General features: G+C 47.5%; 18 protein-coding genes. 9 read left to right on the top strand and 9 right to left on the bottom strand.

The window, feature by feature from the left end; all coding sequences use genetic code 11:
• Positions 1 to 7 precede the first annotated feature (7 nt).
• Positions 8 to 889: a LysR family transcriptional regulator gene (locus ACRPK8_RS06455; RefSeq protein WP_432237458.1), complete on the top strand. Its 882-nt coding sequence runs from the start codon at positions 8 to 10 to the stop codon at positions 887 to 889.
• A 38-nt stretch (positions 890 to 927) separates the two neighbouring features.
• On the opposite strand, the gene ACRPK8_RS06450 is transcribed toward ACRPK8_RS06455, so the two are convergent.
• From ACRPK8_RS06450 to adhE, 3 genes are all read right to left on the bottom strand, one after another.
• Complete coding sequence (locus ACRPK8_RS06450) at positions 928 to 3,642, bottom strand: bifunctional 2',3'-cyclic-nucleotide 2'-phosphodiesterase/3'-nucleotidase (protein WP_432237457.1); 2,715 nt, start codon at positions 3,640 to 3,642, stop codon at positions 928 to 930.
• A gap of 459 nt (positions 3,643 to 4,101) precedes the next feature.
• Positions 4,102 to 5,502 carry a hypothetical protein gene (locus tag ACRPK8_RS06445; protein WP_432237456.1) on the bottom strand — a complete coding sequence of 467 codons (1,401 nt, stop codon included), beginning with the start codon at positions 5,500 to 5,502 and terminating at the stop codon, positions 4,102 to 4,104.
• A gap of 185 nt (positions 5,503 to 5,687) precedes the next feature.
• Positions 5,688 to 8,282, bottom strand: a complete 2,595-nt coding sequence (gene adhE, locus ACRPK8_RS06440; protein WP_432237455.1) for a bifunctional acetaldehyde-CoA/alcohol dehydrogenase — start codon at positions 8,280 to 8,282, stop codon at positions 5,688 to 5,690.
• A gap of 336 nt (positions 8,283 to 8,618) precedes the next feature.
• Between adhE and ACRPK8_RS06435 the strand changes: the two genes are divergently transcribed.
• The 7 genes from ACRPK8_RS06435 to ACRPK8_RS06405 all read left to right on the top strand — a co-directional run bounded on the left by ACRPK8_RS06435 (position 8,619) and on the right by ACRPK8_RS06405 (position 14,117).
• Positions 8,619 to 9,170 carry a beta-class carbonic anhydrase gene (locus ACRPK8_RS06435; RefSeq protein ID WP_023467896.1) on the top strand — a complete coding sequence of 184 codons (552 nt, stop codon included), beginning with the start codon at positions 8,619 to 8,621 and terminating at the stop codon, positions 9,168 to 9,170.
• A gap of 312 nt (positions 9,171 to 9,482) precedes the next feature.
• Positions 9,483 to 10,805 (top strand): Na+/H+ antiporter family protein, encoded by a 1,323-nt coding sequence (locus ACRPK8_RS06430; protein ID WP_432237454.1) that lies wholly within the window; start codon positions 9,483 to 9,485, stop codon positions 10,803 to 10,805.
• A 129-nt stretch (positions 10,806 to 10,934) separates the two neighbouring features.
• The gene (locus tag ACRPK8_RS06425; protein WP_432237453.1) at positions 10,935 to 11,528 is read left to right on the top strand and encodes a DedA family protein; all 594 of its coding nucleotides are present in this window, start codon (positions 10,935 to 10,937) and stop codon (positions 11,526 to 11,528) included.
• Between the two features lie 59 nt (positions 11,529 to 11,587).
• Complete coding sequence (locus ACRPK8_RS06420) at positions 11,588 to 12,472, top strand: hypothetical protein (RefSeq protein WP_432237452.1); 885 nt, start codon at positions 11,588 to 11,590, stop codon at positions 12,470 to 12,472.
• 390 nt (positions 12,473 to 12,862) lie between these two features.
• Complete coding sequence (gene amaP, locus ACRPK8_RS06415) at positions 12,863 to 13,405, top strand: alkaline shock response membrane anchor protein AmaP (RefSeq protein WP_432237451.1); 543 nt, start codon at positions 12,863 to 12,865, stop codon at positions 13,403 to 13,405.
• A gap of 20 nt (positions 13,406 to 13,425) precedes the next feature.
• The gene (locus ACRPK8_RS06410) at positions 13,426 to 13,632 is read left to right on the top strand and encodes a DUF2273 domain-containing protein (RefSeq protein WP_432237450.1); all 207 of its coding nucleotides are present in this window, start codon (positions 13,426 to 13,428) and stop codon (positions 13,630 to 13,632) included.
• Between the two features lie 53 nt (positions 13,633 to 13,685).
• On the top strand, positions 13,686 to 14,117 hold the full coding sequence (locus ACRPK8_RS06405) for an Asp23/Gls24 family envelope stress response protein (RefSeq protein ID WP_432237449.1): 432 nt from the start codon (positions 13,686 to 13,688) through the stop codon (positions 14,115 to 14,117).
• Between the two features lie 53 nt (positions 14,118 to 14,170).
• Here the strand turns inward: ACRPK8_RS06405 and ACRPK8_RS06400 are convergent, their stop codons facing one another.
• The 5 genes from ACRPK8_RS06400 to ACRPK8_RS06380 form a co-directional block, all read right to left on the bottom strand.
• Positions 14,171 to 14,938 (bottom strand): ABC transporter permease, encoded by a 768-nt coding sequence (locus ACRPK8_RS06400; RefSeq protein WP_023467885.1) that lies wholly within the window; start codon positions 14,936 to 14,938, stop codon positions 14,171 to 14,173.
• Between the two features lies 1 nt (position 14,939).
• Positions 14,940 to 15,890, bottom strand: coding sequence for an ATP-binding cassette domain-containing protein (locus ACRPK8_RS06395; protein ID WP_432237448.1), 951 nt, complete (start codon positions 15,888 to 15,890; stop codon positions 14,940 to 14,942).
• A gap of 78 nt (positions 15,891 to 15,968) precedes the next feature.
• Entirely contained in the window at positions 15,969 to 16,250 is a 282-nt protein-coding gene (locus ACRPK8_RS06390; protein WP_432237447.1) for a hypothetical protein, read from the bottom strand.
• A 103-nt stretch (positions 16,251 to 16,353) separates the two neighbouring features.
• Positions 16,354 to 17,151 (bottom strand): transporter substrate-binding domain-containing protein, encoded by a 798-nt coding sequence (locus ACRPK8_RS06385; RefSeq protein WP_432237446.1) that lies wholly within the window; start codon positions 17,149 to 17,151, stop codon positions 16,354 to 16,356.
• Positions 17,144 to 17,974 carry a transporter substrate-binding domain-containing protein gene (locus ACRPK8_RS06380; protein ID WP_432237445.1) on the bottom strand — a complete coding sequence of 277 codons (831 nt, stop codon included), beginning with the start codon at positions 17,972 to 17,974 and terminating at the stop codon, positions 17,144 to 17,146. The genes ACRPK8_RS06385 and ACRPK8_RS06380 overlap by 8 nt, the downstream gene beginning before the upstream one ends.
• 264 nt (positions 17,975 to 18,238) lie before the next feature.
• Here ACRPK8_RS06380 and ACRPK8_RS06375 point away from each other — a divergent pair, with 264 nt between their 5' ends.
• Positions 18,239 to 18,877, top strand: coding sequence for an SDR family oxidoreductase (locus ACRPK8_RS06375; protein ID WP_432237444.1), 639 nt, complete (start codon positions 18,239 to 18,241; stop codon positions 18,875 to 18,877).
• 106 nt (positions 18,878 to 18,983) lie between these two features.
• On the opposite strand, the gene ACRPK8_RS06370 is transcribed toward ACRPK8_RS06375, so the two are convergent.
• Entirely contained in the window at positions 18,984 to 19,403 is a 420-nt protein-coding gene (locus tag ACRPK8_RS06370) for a universal stress protein (protein WP_432237443.1), read from the bottom strand.
• Positions 19,404 to 19,420 lie beyond the last annotated feature (17 nt).

The following is a 19,420-nucleotide window of genomic DNA, read 5'->3' as shown; positions in this document are numbered from 1 at the left end:
GGACATCATGGAACTCTTACACTTGAATTACTTTCGTCACGTCGCAGAAGAATTGAACGTGACGCGTGCTGCCGAACGATTATTCATCAGCCAACCTGCCCTCAGTACAACAATCAAGAAACTCGAGCGGGAATTGAACACGACATTATTTCATCGAAAAGGCAGAACGATCAGTTTGACCGATAATGGTCGACTGTTACTACAGTCGGTCGAAAAAATCGAACACGAACTGACACGTGTTCAGGAACGAATGGCACGGAATGATGCGTCAACGGAAACACCACTCAGTCTCGCCAGTTCGCACGGTCGTTTCATCCAATTGATTCTACGAGAATTTCTCCTACCGCAGACGGCACCCTTGTTCAATTCGGATATCCTCTCGAACCGCGACATTTTAAGCGGTCTGCTTCATCAAGAATTCCATTTCTCAATCAGCTTCATGGAACTCAAGCATCCGCTCATTACGAGTGAACCGATCGTAGAAGAGGACATCGTCATCACCTATCCTGCTTCTTATTCAGAGAAAGAAGCGATTACGGCGCTCTATGCGGACGCAACCGAGACTGCCTTTTTATTCCCGTCTCACAACAAGGACTACAACCGCTTCATCCAATTGAAGATGGCGGAACTAAACATCTATGCCGATACCTCGCACTATATTGATGACGTTTCGCTGCAACTCGCCTTACGCCAGCAACGGTATTTCAGCTTCGTTCCCGTCTCCGTCTGTCGCGAAATGGGACTGCCCTTCATTACGGACGATGTGTTTACCGTTACGTCGCAACTCTATATGTCGCATGCGACGAATCAATTGACGGTCGAGCAAACAATCATGTATGAACGCATTAAGCGATTTCTGCTCTCGCAACGCACCTATCTTTCCAAATAAAAACGGATGCCTGCATATGCAGACATCCGTGTGACATATTACTTCGTGATGAAGTAGCGTGATTGATCGAGATGATCCTTCGCTGTATAGATGTTGAGTTTGTACGAACCGTTCGTCAATGCCTTACGCATCTTCAAGACATAGTTCCCGTGCTGATCCGCCACGTCTTGAGCAATCAATTGATAACCAGACGCTGTTTTTTGGTAAAGGCGGACGATTTGACGTTTTTCGACTTTACCAGTCAACGTCTTTTTGCCTGACCATTTTTTAACCGGATACGTGTTCTTGATCGTGAACGACGCTTTTTTCGTGATCTTGTTCGAGATGTCTGTCGACTTGACTGTGTACGTGCCCGTCGTTAGACCCTTCTTGACTGCAATCTTGAAGCCGCTTGCTGTCGTTTTTGCTTTTGCGATCTTCGTTGATCCTTTGTAGAGCGTGACATCAAGACCTTCCGTTGCTTTACCACGAAGGACCGTTGATCCGTAGACTGCTGACTTTTTGTCGATCGCTGGTGTTGCAACAACACCAGTTCCGACAGTGACGCTTGTTTCTGTTTTCATGAAGCTAAGTTCTGAGACAACCGTCAACTTGTCACGCAATTTGAGCGGACGTGTTGCGACTTCGTATTGACCGGCTTCGTTTGCAGTTGCCGTACCGAGGACTTTATCACCGAGTTTGACCGTAACTTTCGCGCCAGGAACGGCTTGACCTGTGACGACTTTTGCACCCGGTTTGACTGCTTTTGCCGAGACTGTGAAGTCTTTCATTGGCACGTTCATGTTGAATGTGAGGAACGTACCTGTCTCACCTGGACGTGTTTCACCTGTGTTCGTGATGCCTTCATACCGCTTGACGTATGGTGCCGCTGCAAGAGCTGAATCAAAGCTGACTGTCATCGGTTTGCTTGCAACGAGTGACCAGTTGTCATCGGCTTTATAGTCGACCGGTTGTTTTGCTTTAATGAAGTCAGAGATGACGTTACGCGTTTCGTAAGCCGATTTGTAGACGATGTTCTTTCCACCGCCAAGACCAGGGAACGTCGCACTGCCTGCACGGTAGTTGTTCGTCGCAACGAGGAATTCTTGATCGTCTGTGATGGCCTTACCTTGATACTTGATGTTTTGAACACGGCTTGCATCTTTATTGACGACAACACCGTTATAGTCGAACTTCGCTGGTTTCGTGATATCGATTTCATATGTCAATCCATCGAGGATATCGAAGTTATAGCTACGGAATTCTTTATTCAACAAGTTCGTTTGCTCACCGCCGACTTGGTTGAACTGACCCGCTGACATTTCGAGCCAGTCTTTGACGTCAGCACCGGTTACTTTGACGACTTCAAGTGTATTTGGATACACGTAGAGATCGGCAACGTTCTTGAGCGCGATTGGTCCTTTTTTGATTAATGTGTAATCGGATGCGTTAACTTGGTTACGACCACCTGTCTTGAATGGTGCACCTGCTGACAATAGCGGAAGATCTTTATATTTCGCAAGATCCGCATTTTCTTTGAGTTGTTTCTCGACATACCATTTTTGAGCATTCGTTACGAACTGAACCGAGTCATCATCTTGCGCGAGGGCGAAGAAACTTTGGATATCGTCGTTGATCGTCCCGACTTCCTGACGAATATAAGCGAGTGTTCCTTCATGCGCTTTTTCGATTAACTTGACGGCGCCTGCATCTGCCGTCGTATCTTTCGTGACGTCTGCTAGTTTTGCACCTGATGTATCCACGACCCATTTGCCGTCGACTTGCTTCAACTGAAGATCGATGACACCGACGTTTTTCCCTTGTGTGTTTGCCATGACGACCGGTTTGCCATTGATTAGACCGTTCGTTGCATCAACGTTCGGCAGTTTGTTGAACGCTGAATCGGCTGCCGGGAATTTCCCGTGCTGGTGACCTGTCATCAAGACATCGATGTCCGCGACTTTCGTCAACGCGTAACCGACGTTTTCATCGCCGTCTTTTTGATCAATCGTATCGCCGATTCCTGTATGGGCGAGTGCAACGACGACGTCAGCGCCTGCGTCTTTTAATTTCTTCGCTGTTGCTTTTGCAGTCGGAACGATGTCTTCTGCCGTGACTTTCCCCGTCAGGTTCCCCGCATCCCATGCCATGATTTGTGGCGTGACGACCCCGAACACACCAACCTTGACTGTTTTCATATCACCATTTTGATCCTTGACTTGACGTTCGATGATCTGATAGTCTTTTCCATCTTTGTTGTAGTCTGAGACGATTGGTTTTTTCGTGACAGCATCCAATACGTTCGAGTTAACGAATTTGATTGAACCGCTTGATGCACTCATCGCTGACTTGAGGAAATCGAGTCCGAAGTTGAACTCATGGTTTCCGAGTGTGACGGCGTCATAACCAAGGTATTCCATCAATTCGTACATCGGATGTTTGCCTTTGTTTCCTTTATCGTACTGATTCTTGACGTAATCGCCGAACGGCGTGCCTTGAAGTGTATCCCCGTTATCGAATAAGAAGCTGTTCGTAGCGCTTACTTCCGTTTGTTGCTGTTTGATGACCGTAGCGGCTTTGACGAGACCGATCGTTTCGTCTTGCGCATCCTTGAAGTAATCGTAGTTCATTGAGTTCGTATGTAAATCCGTTGTTTCTAGGAAGCGTAACTTGACGACACTGTTGTCGGCAGCAAGTGTCTTGACTTGGACGACTGGTACAAGCATCGGTGCGATCAACGTCGACGCGATGACAAGTTTCGTAGCTTTTTTCATATGGATTTCCCCCCAGGATGTTTTAACTGCTTCATTAATTTAGCATGGTTCGATTATAGCTAATAGTCCTTTCAAATAGGTCGGACATCCGTCTTATTTAACCTACTTAACTAATTCCAAATAATGGCTTAACATTGTTGATTTTCCCTTTACAAACCAAGTTTACTTGGTAAAAAAAAGAGATGATGCAAATGAGATGAACCACGTAAAAAAACGATACATTTCAGGACATGAACCTGAAAACGTATCGTCTATGATTGATGTAGAACGTAACTGTTCCTTCTCGACTCCTACAGGAAAAGAAAGCATGTTTTTCGCTTTCGTCAGGGTCAGGTGAGACCCGGTAGACGAAACGTAGTTTAGGATACCGCGGCTTACCTCCCGCCTGTGGAAAGCGAGAATGACAGCAACGTTCGTCGTCCGGATTCATGGTGCATGAGCTTCACCACTCCATGTCCCTTACACCGTTTTCTCTGGTTTCCGACGGACGACATAACCAAGAATTCCAGCAAGTAACGCAAGTCCTGCGGCGTAGAGCACTGTCCACCCTGCTGTCTGTTGAGCGAACTCGAATAAGACGTCACTCCGCCATTTCATCGCGAACTGAACGTATGAAGCCTGACTGACGATGAAGCTGATGACACCACTTGTGATCGCAAAGACGAACGGATCGATGATCGACTTGAAGCTGCGGATACTACAGACGAAATAAATCGCGAATGTCACGAGCAATAATACCCAATACGCACTCTCACTGGAGACATTCGGTGGCGTCGCTCCTGCCGATTCCGCATCAATCGCTTGGATCGTCTGCCGCGCGACACCGTAATCAACAGGGTCGAGCTTCAATTGTGTTGCTGACAAATCCGGACGTTCTCCACCGAGTAATGTCAACAATTGTTCTGTCACCCGGTCCGTGTCGATCCCGTCGACGACTTTTTGAATCGAGTCATTGAGCTGATCCGTTGAGGTTTCACCGTTCAACATCGAGACAGGAACTTCTGCGTTTGCTCCAAGGACGTCTGCTTGATAGACGACTTGACCGCCGTGGATCCAGTCGTACATCCCACCACTTCCGGCGTTCAAACTTGCGACAGTCAGTGCTGTCCGTAGTGAGGAATCTCCGTCGTACGCCGCTTCATCTTGCACTGTGAAGACGAGTTGCAGAGTACTTGCGAACATCAAGATGAGCAGACTGGCACGTCCAGCAGCTGTTAAACCGGATAACTTCTGCGGGAAGAACGCCATCCAGCCAAGTAGACTGACGACGAGGAGTGGTAAAATACCATTCATCGCGTAGCCGTCTTGTAGCGCAAGGAACGGTACATCATTTCCTCTTCCGGCAAGTACGAACCAAATGATACCGACCGTCAAAAAGAAACTGACCGAGCGAATCGTCCAACCAAGACGACCTGCTTTAATCCGTAATACTAAAAATAGCAAAGTGATCAAACCGATGCCAAATACGGAGTAGAGTAACGTCCCGTAAGAGACATCAAACGTAAGTGGTGCGAGGACTTGTTTTAGATCGATGCCAAACAATGATAAGACGTCGCCGGCAGAACTCGCATCAAGCACCTGATTGATGATCCCTTCCCGGACTGCACTCGGCATCGTAATCGACAGCCCACCAACGAACAGGAGCATGAGCGAGACCGTAATATCTGTATCATTCCATGAGACATCCGCCTGTTGCATCTGCGTCACGAGATCCTGATAGTCTGAGGATGAGGTGATTTGTGAAGTCAAAAATGCCATCGCGCCATAGATGACACCGAAAAAGATGAGACCGATGAGGACGCCAAACAGGACATCCCAGACGGAAAACCGTCGTTGTTTCCTTTCTTGCCTTGACTCCATCCCATTTCCTCCTTTTAATGTCTGATGTTTGAATATTCCTGCTACAGCGAAACCAAAAACATCAAATTCATTCAACAGCCATTATATCCAACTTTTTCTTTGAATGTCTCCACTTATTTCCAAAAAACCGACTTCTCACAGTGAGAAGCCGGTTGAACGATCAGGTGCCATGGTATTTTTCTCTATTAGATGCCTTCGTATGCTTGTTCCATGATCGACCGTAATTCAGCAACAAGCGGCATCTTTGGATTCGCTGTCGTACATTGATCCTCGAAAGCATCAACTGCCATCTTGTCGAGTTTTGCCTCGAAGTCTGCTTTTTGAATGCCTTGCGCCTTGAATGACATCTTGATGTTGAGACGTTGTCCGAGATCGGCAACGGCTTGAATGAGGGATTCGACCCCTTGTTCCGTCGTTGCTGCCGGAAGACCGAGGTAGCGTGCGATGTCGGCATAGCGTTCATCGGCTACGAATGATTCGTATTTCGGGAATGCTGCTAGTTTTGTTGGACGTGACGCGTTATAGCGAATGACGTGTGGCATCAGGATCGCATTCGTCCGTCCATGCGGCGTGTGGAACTCCCCACCGATTTTGTGTGCGATCGAGTGGTTGATGCCAAGGAAGGCGTTCGCGAATGCCATCCCTGCCATCGTTGACGCGTTGTGCACTTTTTCGCGTGCTTCGGCGTCTGATCCGTTCGCATATGCTCGTGGCAAGTACTCAAAGATCATCTTGATTGCTTTCAGTGCCAGTCCATCCGTGTAGTCGTTCGCAAGCACCGAGACGTATGCTTCTGTTGCATGCGTCAAGACATCCATTCCGGTATCAGCAGTGATCGAAGCCGGAACGGTCATGACGAATTCAGGATCAACGATTGCGACGTCTGGCGTCAACGCATAGTCAGCAATCGGATATTTGACGTTTTTCTCTTTATCCGTGATGACGGTGAACGGTGTCACTTCTGAACCCGTACCTGACGTCGTCGGAATCGCGACGAACTTCGCTTGACGACCGAGTGCCGGGAATTGATATGCCCGTTTGCGGATATCGAGGAATTTTTGACGTAAGTTTGAGAACGTTTCGTTCGGTTGTTCGTAGAAGAGCCACATCCCTTTCGCAGCATCCATCGCAGAACCACCACCGAGAGCGATGATCAAGTCTGGTTTGAAGTCACGCATCGCTTGGGCACCCGTCTGAACAGTCGTTACGGATGGATCCGGTTCGACTTGGTCGAAAATTCGATAACTGACAGACTGTGGCAAGTTTTGAATCACTTTATCAGCATATCCGAATTGCACCATCGTTGGATCAGTGACGATCATGACGCGTGAGACGTCAGTCATTGACCGGAGGTACTGAACAGAGTTCTTTTCGAAGTAGATTTTTTCAGGAACTTTGAACCATTGCATGTTCACGCGTCGTTTCGCCACCTTCTTGACGTTGAGTAAGTGTTTCGCCGTTACATTCTCAGATACAGAGTTTTTCCCGTATGATCCGCAACCGAGTGTCAGTGATGGTGTCAACTCATTGTACAGATCACCAATCCCACCATGAGCAGATGGACTGTTGACGAGGATTCGGCAAGCCTTCATCCGGAGTCCAAATGCTGTCATCAAGTCATCGTTCGTCGTATGAATGACGGCTGTATGACCGAGACCACCGATTTCAAGCATCTGTTCGGCAATCGTGAACGCTTCTTCAGTTGAAGCGACGCGGTACGCACCGAGGACGGGACTGAGTTTTTCATGAGACAGTGGTTCTGCTGCTCCGACGTGTTCAAGTTCCGCGACGAGCATGACCGTCGTTTCCGGAACGTTGATTCCCGCTTTTTCTGCAATCCATGTCGCAGGTTTCCCGACGATGTCCGCGTTGACGGCACATGTATCGGTCTTGATGACGAGTGCTTCAAGGCGTTGTTTTTCTTCCGGTGTACAGAAGTAACAACCGAGTGCTTCCATTTCCGCCCGGACCGTCGCATAAATCTCTTGATCGACGATGACGGCTTGTTCAGAGGCACAAATCATCCCGTTATCAAACGTTTTTGAGAGAACGAGATCGCTGACTGCCCGTTTGACTTTCGCAGATTGTTCAATGTAGCACGGAACGTTACCTGGTCCAACACCGAGTGCCGGTTTCCCCGTTGAGTACGCTGACTTGACCATTCCGGATCCGCCTGTCGCAAGGACCATCGCGATGTTTTCATGGTTCATCAAGACTTTCGTTGCTTCAAGTGACGGTTCTTCGACCCATTGAATACAGTCTTTTGGTGCCCCGGCTTTGACGGCTGCGTCACGGAGTGTTTTTGCTGCTTCGACGGAACACCGTTGTGCCGACGGATGGAATGCAAAGACGATCGGATTCCGTGTCTTGATTGCAATCAACGCTTTGAACATCGTTGTTGACGTTGGATTGGTAACTGGTGTGACACCACAGACGACACCGACCGGTTCAGCGATATATGTGATGCCATTCTGGACATCTTCTTCTAAAATCCCGACCGTTTTTTCATGACGAAGACTATTGTAGATGTACTCTGTCGCGAACATGTTTTTTATCATCTTATCTTCAAAGACACCGCGTCCTGTCTCTTCTGCTGCGAGACGCGCAAGTTCGACGTGCCGTTCGAGTCCGGCAAGTGCCATATCCCGGACGATCGTATCGATTTTTTCTTGATCGAATGTCAGTAATTCCTGTAATGCACGTTGTCCTTTTTCAACGATTTGTCCGATTGCTTGTTCGACGGGTGTTGCCGTCGATTTTGTTTTTTCTTTCACAGCCATGAGTGGTTTCCTCCCTGTCGTGGAACGAATCTGAGTTTGATTTGCCAACCATTATGTCAGGAATGCCAAGCTGTTTTTCAATAGTTTGTGCTTTCCTTCACAAATCAATCATAACCCCTTTTTCCTGTTTTGTGCATGACCATCCTGTGAATTCCCTCACACCATTGATAGCGTTTACATCTATTGTCCGGTCTACTTTTCTGTCATTCCGTTCTAGACACGACAAGCTGTGTGATTTATCACACCCCGCAGTTTCCTGACTTGATAGCCGTTTCGTCATCTTGTATTCTGATATGGGGTACATATTAAGAGCTACCACTAAAGGAGGACACTTGAATGTCAGTCGTACAGGAAATGCTAGCCTTCAACGAGCGATTCGTCGCCGAAAAACAGTATGAGCAGTTCGTCTCGGATAAGTTCCCGGACAAAAAGGTCGTCATCCTGACCTGCATGGATGCCCGTTTGACGGAGCTTCTCCCACATGCCCTTGGTCTGAAAAACGGGGATGCGAAAATCATCAAAAATGCCGGCGCTATCCTATCGCATCCATTCGGTTCCGTCATGCGCTCGATTCTCGTCGCATTGTATGCCCTTGGTGCTGAAGAAGTCGTCGTCATCGGTCACCATGACTGCGGCATGAGCACGATTGATCCTAAACACATGATCAGCGAAATGAAGGATCGGGGTATCGACCAACAGATTCTTCATACCCTTGAAGTATCCGGTGTTGATTTGAATCAATGGTTGCGCGGCTTTACGTCGGTTCAAGAGAGCGTTGCCCATTCGGTCAGCCTCGTTAAGAACCATCCGCTATTACCACCTGGAACGAACGTCCATGGACTCGTCATTGATCCGGGTACAGGAAAACTCGACGTCGTCGATTGCTAAGCACTCTCTTATAGAAGAAACGCAAACAGAGTTCAGTATTTTTTTAGGTCTCAGCCTAATAACAACGTGTCATTTTTCTCTAAACGGAGAAGGATGGCACGTTTTTTCTTAAGCGTGAATTTCATTGATCAAAACGCTTCTCACTTCATGCTTCGGGGTATAACAGAATGTAACTTCTTGCGGAGAGCTAAAAAGCGTATCATTCATCTTTTGATTACGAGGTCAGACTTTTACTCTTGACAGCATTCAAACATGGCTGTAAGATACTTTAGTATAGTGCAGTGATAACAAAAGAAAGTGTGGTTTTACCGAATGCTAAACGCCGTATTATTTGCCGTCTTTTTACTATTCATCTTAGCGATCTTTCGCGTCCACATCGTGCTCGCGATGGTCATCAGTGCGTTTGCCGGCGGCCTCGTCGGTGGTATTGATTTGACGAAAACAACCGAAGCGTTTGCCGGCGGTCTTGGTGACGGGGCAGAAATCGCTCTCAGTTACGCGATGCTCGGTGCCTTTGCCGTCGCCCTTTCCAAAACAGGGTTGCCGGACGCTCTCGCTCACGCCTTGATTGCGCGCTCTCGCGGTAACGCAAGTGCTGCCTCCGTCAAGAAACTAAAAGGATTCATCTTGTTCGCGATTCTGTTACTTGCGATCAGCTCGCAGAACGTCTTACCGATTCACATCGCGTTCATCCCGATCATCATTCCACCGCTTCTCGGTTTATTCAATCAGTTGAAGATGGACCGTCGCCGGATTGCGATCATCATGACATTCGGTCTCGTCACACCGTACATGTTTTTACCGATCGGATTCGGTGATATCTACCTCAATCAGATTTTGCTGAAGAACCTCCAAGCGAACGGTCTGGATACAGCAGGTGCTTCCGTCATCCAAGCGATGGCGATTCCGGCACTCGGGATGGTCACGGGTCTGTTGATCGGTCTCTACACGTACCGGAAAGAACGGACGTACGAAATGCGTGATATTGCACCGGACGATTATGAGATTCCGGTCATCACAAAAACAAAATTAGCTTTAAGCGGCGTCGTCGTCATTGCGACTTTACTCGTTCAACTGCAGACGGAATCGATGATTCTTGCCGCGACGACAGGATTGATTCTCTTCTTGTTGCTTCGCCTTATCCGCTTCAGTGAAGCAGATGACGTCATTACACGTGGTATGCGGATGATGTCGTTCATCGGCTTCGTCATGATTTCAGCGAATGGGTTCTCGAACGTTTTACGTGAGACAGGTGATATTGAACCACTCGTTGAGAATTCAAAAGCCTTGATGGGGGATTCGCAACTCGTTGCCGCGTTCGTCATGCTCGTGATTGGTCTCCTCGTCACGATGGGCATCGGGTCAAGTTTCTCGACCGTTCCGATCATCGCCGCCATCTTCGTTCCGCTCTGCATCCAGTATGGGTTCAGCTTAGAAGCGACGATTGCTATCATCGGAACATCCGGTGCACTTGGTGATGCCGGTAGTCCGGCATCCGATTCGACACTCGGTCCGACGAGCGGACTAAATGCGGATGGTCAGCACGATCACATGCGGGAGACGGTCATTCCGACGTTCCTGCACTACAACATTCCATTGATCATCTTCGGTACGATTGCTGCGGTCATCTTATAAGACGAAAAATTAGACAGATTCGCCACCTTAGCGGATCTGTCTTTTACATGGTCTCCGTTTTTTTCCTTTTCATTTTGCTGACGATTCTCTAAAATAAAAGAATGAATTGAATTGAAGGAGTTGTCTTACGTGTTATCACAAGTCGTCAACCAAATTTTATTATCGCTTGCCGATCTCGGATATTTCGGTATCGCCCTCGGGTTGATGATTGAAATCATACCGAGCGAAATCGTTCTCTCTTATGGTGGATTCATGATTTCTCAAGGAACAATCGGCTGGCCGCTTGCCGTCGTCGCTGCTGTCATCGGCGGATTGCTTTCGCAATTGTTCTTATACTGGTTCGCTCGCTACGGGGGGCGTCCGTTGATCCTGAAATACGGAAAATATGTTTTGATTACGGAACATCACTTAGACTTAGCAGAGCGCTGGTTCTTGAAGTACGGCCAAGGCGTCATCTTCGGTGCCCGCTTCATCCCGGTCGTTCGCCATGCGATTTCGATTCCGGCTGGTCTTGCGAAGATGGATCAGACAAAGTTCTCCCTGTATACGATCCTCGCCATCATCCCATGGTCGATTCTATTCCTATACCTCGGTGAGACGCTCGGCACGAACTGGCGCTCCATCAAAGAGGTCGCTGCACCCTATACGAACGGTATCTTAATCGCTGCCGTCGTCCTGATCGTTGTTTACTTCTTCTACAAACGTCGCCAACGATCGGTTTAATACCATAAGCAGTCTGTCTTTTTGACGGACTGCTTTTTTAACACACAGGAGGTCCTGCCATGCTCACTTACCCACTCGCGCAATTCCCGTTACGTCGTCTGACCGCTTCCTATCGTGCCGGTCGTTTGATTGCCACTGGCATCAGTGCCGATGGACATATCTTAATCGTTGAAGAAACGACCGATGAACTAGAAAAAGAACCGATATTATCAATCCATCAACTGAAAGACGAATGGCGGAAGACAACGATCGTGCCGAAAGAAGAAATCGATTTTTCGCTCATCGACTGTTTTTCAGACGGACGTCTTCTACTCGTCGCTTCCCGGTGCGATGATGATGTGGACGGGACCTGGTTACCGAATGCTTTCATCTATGATCCCCAAGGAAATTTGCTGGATAGCTTTTGCTTGGATGACGGCATTCAAAACATCCAAATCGATGAACAAGGGTGGATTTGGGTCAGTTATTTCGACGAAGGCGTTTACGCCGATGCGGTGACGAGTTCAAACGGCGCATTCGGTCTTGTTGCGTTCAATGACAAAGGCGAAGTACAGTATAAAAACCGCCAATATCCGATTGATGACTGTTACGCCCTTAACGTCTGTTCCTCACAGGAAGTTTGGTTCTTCTATTATTCAGATTATCGCTTCGTTCGTCTCGAACAAACCGAGGATCTTGTCTGCGAAGCTCCGGCAATCGCCTACTCCCAGTTCGCACGCCATGAGGACTACCTGCTCGCTTCGAACACAGACGTCATTCAACTTTTAAAACGGACCGGGACCGTCTATGAAGTGATTCGCGAAGTGTCCTTTTTAACAGAACAAGGGGACTCCTTGACAGGAGACCTGACGATGCGAAACGATTTAATCGTCCTCTCAACAGGTAAGCAACTGTATTTCGGAACGCTCGGACGGCGACTGTCTTCCCTATTGCCAAATGAATAAAATAGAACGCTAATTTTCAGCGTAATTTCATTTATCGAGAACCCGACTCTACGTTTAATAAAGGTATTTCTCTCCCTCTCATGACGCCATGGGAGGTTTTTCGTGTTCTCCATTTTTATATTGACATCATTTTTTATTCATGATAGAAACCAGATACGAACTAATATGCCTTAGAACGCTAAATCATTCATGATTTTTTAATAAATATCGTATTTCATCTACTATTTTTCTAATAAACAGACTAATTTTCAGAATATATAGTCTTTTTACCCTAAGTGTATTTTAATGTTTCGAGTTCGTTTGAACGGGAATGAATTCACCATACACATAATATTTCATGTGTAGAACAAAACGCTTAAAATAATTTAACGTCAGAAAGGAGAGATGAACATGAACGGATTCAATCGTTTCCTACTCGTCCTGATCGGCATTCTCGGTTTAGTCAGCGTCGGTCTTCTTGTACTTGGTGTCTATGATGTTCCACGCCTCAGTCCCCTGATTGAACAGTGGCAAGATCAACAATGGTATCGCTACACGATTTTATCACTTGGTGGCTTCCTAGCATTCGTATTTGTCATTCTATTATTCACTGGACTGCTCAGCCGCTCTAAAGGACAACGCCTCCTGATCCAAACCGGTGACGGGAATATCACGATCTCAAAACAGACGATCGAGCGGACGGCACTTGAGTCGATCCGCGGCATCAATGGCGTACGTTCACCTCACGTCAACGCAGACATCCACTCAAAAAAAGAGACAGTTGCTCTCGAAGTCGACTGCTCGGTCTTTGGTCAAGAAGGATTACCGACAATCGGGAAAGACATTCAAGAACGCGCCAAACATGCCGTCGAATCGTTACTTGAACTGCCCGTCACGAAAACACGTGTCCGGATTAGTGATACGAAGACGAAAACGTCTGAACGTGTCGTCTAAGACAAGAGAGGAGGAAGACCATGAAAACGAGCGAAGCACTTCGTCCGTATCGCTACCGACTACTCGGTGGACTAGCAGGACTAATCCTCGCCATCTTGTTCTTGACGATCGGCTTTGGACCAACGTTGTTAATCATCGTGTTCGCAACAATTGGTTTCTTGATTGGTCAATGGCGAGACAATGCCCTTGATGTCGAGGGATGGATTCAGTTCTTTCAACGGAACTGAACGTAAAGAGTAGTAAAAAATTAGTCAACTCACATTAAAAGGAGAGATTTCTTATGGCTAACGAAATCAACAAAACAGAAAACGAAGTAGTACGCGAAAACAAACTCACTTTTGAAGATCAAGTCATCAAAAAGATTGCTGGTATTGCCTCCAATGATGTCAAAGGCATCCTTTCAATGAGCGGTGGCTTCATGAGCGGATTGACAGACCGTTTCCGTAGTACGGAAGATATCACAAAAGGCATCGACGCAGAAGTTGGCGAACGACAAGTCGCACTCGACTTAAAAGTCATCGTCGAATACGGCAAAAACATCCCGTCCATCTTCCAAGATGCCGTCTCAAAAATCAAAAAATCAGTCCACGACATGACAGGACTCGATGTCATCGAAATCAACATGCATGTCGAAGATGTCATGACACGTTCTGAGTTCGACGCAAAAAGTAAATCATCTAAAGAAGAGGAAGAAAAACGCGATTTGAAATAAGACCGTCAATTAGATAGCCGCATGAAATGGACCCGCTTAAAAACGGGTCCATTTTACTTTTTCAGTGCCCCCCGCGCGTTCAACGCAGCAAAGATCACCATGGCGATACTGAGAACAGCAGCGACAATCAAGCCTTGCCAGTAAACGGACCAATCGATCTCCGGACGGGTTAACACACTGCGCATCCCTTCCATGATATAAGTCGTCGGATTGATCGTCGCAGCAATCTTCAGCCATTCGGCTTCAATCAAGTCTTTCGGTACGAACGTCGTCGACAGGAAAATCAGCGGAAAGAACAAGAGCGTTCCGGCTTGTGCCGCTTGGGCGTTGCGTGTCTTTAAGGCAACACCGACCGAATAACCCGCAAAAGCGAGTCCGAAACCGAGCGCGAGTAAAATCGTCAGGAAAAAGCCACTGACACCGACCGGAATCGATAATCCAAGCAAAAAGGCCATTCCGAAGATCAGTAACGTTTGAACGAATAATTGCAGCATCCCAGCAAGCATCGGTCCGAGGACGATCGCCGTCCGTGAGACCGGCGTCAATAAGAGCCGCGCAAAATATCCGCTCTCGATGTCCTTGACGAGTGCTTGACCTGCGCCCCCTGCTCCGCCGACAGCACCTGAGACGATCGAGACCGGCAGAATGAAGTTCAAATAATCAACGCCATCGAATTGAGGTAAGTTCGAGATACCGGACAGACCACTCGTGTAGACGAGCAGGAAAAAGACACTGATGATCAAGTTCGGGATAAAGGAAAACGGATTACGCAACGTCACGAGGAGACTCCGTCGCATCAAAAACCACGTTTCTCGAATCATGTCACGATTCCTCCTTATAGGCTTGCCCCGTTAAACGAATGAAGACATCGTCAAGCGATGGTTGTTTGACGACCAGTGACGTCGCGACCATCTTCCGTTCATCGAGAAAGCGGACGACGGCTCGTAATGTCTCTGTTCCATGCGACGGAATGATCAGACGATCTTTTTCCTGTCGTCCGGCAAACGTTTCCAAAACAATCCGTTCGTCCTCTTTTTCATTAAGCGTCAATTCAATCCGTTCCTCTCCGTTTGCCGCCTTCAGCTCCGCTGCCGTTCCTTCGGCAATCAGTTGTCCTTCGTTGATGATCGCAATCCGGTCTGCTAGCTGATCGGCTTCTTCCAAGTATTGTGTCGTTAAGAAGATCGTCGTTCCGAACTCTTCGTTTAACCGTCGGACCTCGTTCCAGATTTTCAGACGGCTCGCGGGATCAAGCCCAGTCGTCGGTTCGTCGAGAAAAAGTACTGTCGGTTGGTGAACGAGCGTCAAGGCGAGATCAAGCCGTCGTTTCATCCCACCAGAGTAGGTGCCAGACCGACGCTTGCCGTCTTGATCAAGGCCGACGAGTTGGAGCAATTCCTCTGCCCGGTTCTTAGCTTCCGTTTGACTTAGTCCGAATAACTTCCCCTGTAAGACAAGTAACTCAAGACCAGTTAAATCTTCGTCGATACCGGTGTCTTGAAGGGCGACCCCAATTTGTAATCGGACTTGTTTTTCTTGTTTGACGACATCAAATTCCTGAATCGTCGCCCGACCACCGGAAATTGGGATCAACGTCGTCAGCATCTGGACAGTCGTCGATTTCCCGGCCCCGTTCGGTCCTAGAAAAGCGAAGATTTCTCCTGCCTCTACATCGAACGAAATCCCTTTGACGACATCCTTTCCATCGTACGTCTTCGTCAAGTTCTCGACATGAATCATCTTCATTCCTTCTTTCTCTGAATTCAAAGTCATGTCCAAGATTTTCCCGTTTTTTCTGTTCTCGAATCAAAAAAGACACCCGAATCGGCGTCTTGATTGAATCTTTAACTATTACGCTACAATCTTGTATACACCATATACGACACCAGCAGATATTACGAGCGTCGTAACGATTGATACCAGCATCACCTTAAACCCGATTCCGTTTAATCGAACGGATCGTGCTAACGAAAGACTAAACGAAAGAACTGCACCACTCGCAAGTACAATCGCCCCTGCGAATAACAACGGAGAGTTAATCCATGACTCTCCGATGACAATCCATGCGTAAGTGACACAGGCAAACAGAGCGGTCATGATGAGCCATTGTTTCGACGTTCCCTTTTTTACCATATCGGTTTCCTCCTAGTTTGCTTCTACATACTTGTTCGCCTGTTTCCGTCAATTTCCTGTCATTAAAAAATCGTGCCTCCTCTTGTCAGGAGACACGATCCACTTACGAGGCTACTTGCCATTTCTCTTTTAATTGCTCCATCTCTTCTTGTCCCTCGTGCGACTGCATCCAGAGGTTGAAGACATCGACGACGTCTCCTTCCGACTCCCGAACGAGGTAACTCTTCTCCGCCGGAATCCACTTCTCCTGAATCCTTGGTGCAGCAAGTCGTTGATCGAGTGCTTCATAATGAATCGCCTCGACTGTATCGGTAATCATGACATCGACTTCGCCTGAGGCGACCGCGTGAGGGATGTCGAGGTTCTGTTCATACATGACGATCTTCGCTTTCGTGAACGTCTTCCGGACGAACTGCTCATTCGTTCCGCCTGGGTTTAAACCGATCGTGACGTTTGGACGATTGATCTGTTCAATTGAAGCGAAGCGTTCGGCATCTTCTTTACGGACGAGCGGCGTCTTCTGGAACGATAGGTAACTCGACGTGAAGTCACCGATGATCTCCCGCTCGATATTCTTCGTGACACCACCGACGACCATATCGAATTTGCCACTTGCGAGATCAGCAGATAACGTCGGCCAAGTCGTCGGAACGAATTCGACGTCGATCCCGGTCGTTTTCGCGAACGAGCGGATGACTTCGATATCGAACCCTTCGTATTCGTTCGTCTTCCGGTTCAAGTAGGTGAATGGCTTGTAATCTCCGGTCGTCCCGACGACGATTTTTTTCGTCGCAAAGACATTCTTTGCGTGTACACGTCGTGGTTGTTCGGTTTGCCATAACGTCAGTAAACTGGCAAATAAGACACCACCTCCGACGACGATCCATCCCCACTTATTCATCTACTCCCGCTCCTTTCACTCCGACCGTCTCACGCGTCGAGACGATGTCCCATTTTTCCTTTAGTTGTTTCATCTGCTCTTGCCCTTCCGCACTTTCAATCCAGACGCGGAAGACGTCTCCAAGCTGTTTTTGTCCCGGTTGCATCAAATACGCCATCTCGGCTGGTTCCCATGCTTCTGACAGTTTCGGAACTGCAAGATCGAGTTCTGTTGCGTAGTGCAATGCCTCGATGTCGTCTGTCACCATGACGTCGACTTGCCCACTTTGGACGGCTTTTGGAATGTCTAAGTTGTTCTCAAAGACGGTCACATCCGCCTTTGGAAAATGCTTCTTCACGAACGCCTCGTTCGTCCCACCCGGATTGACACCGATTTTGACTGATGGATCATTGATCGTTGCAAGCGAATTCAAGCGTTTGACATCTTCTTTCTTTACGAGTGGTGCTTTTTGAAAGGAGAAATACGATGCTGTAAAGTCTCCGACGACCTCGCGCTCGACTTTTTTCGTGATCCCACCGACAGCGATATCGAACTTGCCTGATTTCGTATCCTCGGATAACGTCGGCCATGTCGTCTTGACGAACGTCACGTCAAGATCCGCTGCTTTCGCAAACGCTTGGATGACATCGATATCAAAGCCTTGATAACGATTTTGTTCCTCGTTCCAGTATGTAAAGGGCTTATAATCCCCCGTCGTTCCGACGACCAGTTTTCGGTCTTCGAAGATGTCATGTGCTTCGGCATCCGTCTGTTGGTTCCAGATCATCCAAGCGGCAATACCTGTCAAAACAAGTCCAGCTAATAGCCATGGTTTCTTTCTCATCGTATCTCTCCTTTCTGTTTCGTCGTTGCCCATTCACCGAATATTGCTACAATTTAACCCAAACGATTTTCGATGTGGGTAATAGTCATTATCCTACCACACTTACACGTGATTTCAAGATAATTTGACGATTTTATGCATAAAAGCATTAAAAAGATGTTTTGATAACGGTTACAGTTTTATAAGTCGTCTCTCTTTACAGAATCCCCTCGTCTTTTCCATACTGAAACAGAATCATCAAATCGTGAAATGGAGGAATGGAACATGAGTCAGATTTTCATCATTGGTGCAAATGGTAAAGTAGGTCGTCACGCTGCTCGCTTACTGCAGGATTCAGAGCACGATGTCAAAGTAGGATTACGTTCCAAGGACCAGTTCAGTGATTTTGAGAAATTAGGTCATACACCGGTCCATCTCGATCTTGAAGCGGATGTCGCGACGATCACCGATGCATTACAAGGATCAGATGTCGTCATCTTCACGGCAGGATCAGGTGGTCATACAGGAGCCGACAAGACGATGCTGATCGACTTCGATGGTGCTGTCAAATCGATTGAAGCAGCGGAAGCCATCAAGGCGAAACAGTTCATCATGGTCAGTGCCTTAAATGCCGATTCGCCGGAAACATGGTCTGACAGCATGAAGCCGTATTACATCGCGAAACGTTACGCGGATCGTGTCCTGAAGGAATCGTCACTCAACTATACGATTCTTCGTCCAGGCGGACTGTCGGATGAAGCCGGAACAGGAAACGTCACGACGGATCCGTCCGAGCAAGCAACTAAAAAAATTCCACGCGAGGATGTCGCACGCGTCATTCTAGCTGCGATCGGTCACGACAAGGCGTCGAAGCAAGTCGTCACATTACTTGAAGGTGACACACCAATTAACGAGTTGTTCTAATACAAAAGCTCACGTCTCCATTTCTGAGACGTGAGCTTTTTTGATGACTTTACTTTATTGTTCTTTTATTAATTCTCGTTCAATCACAAAGTCAATTCCGACTTTCTTATTTGACAATCATCACAGGACTTTTCACGCGCTTGGCAATTTTATGACTTACGCTCCCCAATACCATCTCTTGCAAACTATTTAGACCCCTGCTACCGATAATCGTCACATCAACTTTCTGTTTGTTCGCATGATCAACGATTGCCGGACCCGGATCTCCTTTTAACATCGTCACATAGTAGAAAACATTCGCTTCCTCTAGTTTTTCTTCGACTGCTGACAGTTTTTTGCGTCGGGCAACTTCGAGCGCTTCTTTTCCTTCCGTATGCAGGACATCATCTTTCACCTTTGAATAATCAGTGACGAAGACGACTTCAATTTTGCTTCTCTCACTCAGTCGAGCAACTTTGATCGCTTCTTCCGTCGCTCGGACCGAGTGTTCCGAGCCGTCAACCGCTAATAGAATATGTTCGTACATATCATTCACTCCCTCGT

Source organism: Exiguobacterium sp. TDN 0502 (assembly GCF_050846835.1).
GTDB lineage: Bacteria > Bacillota > Bacilli > Exiguobacteriales > Exiguobacteriaceae > Exiguobacterium_A.
This window is presented reverse-complemented; position numbering and strand designations above follow the sequence as displayed.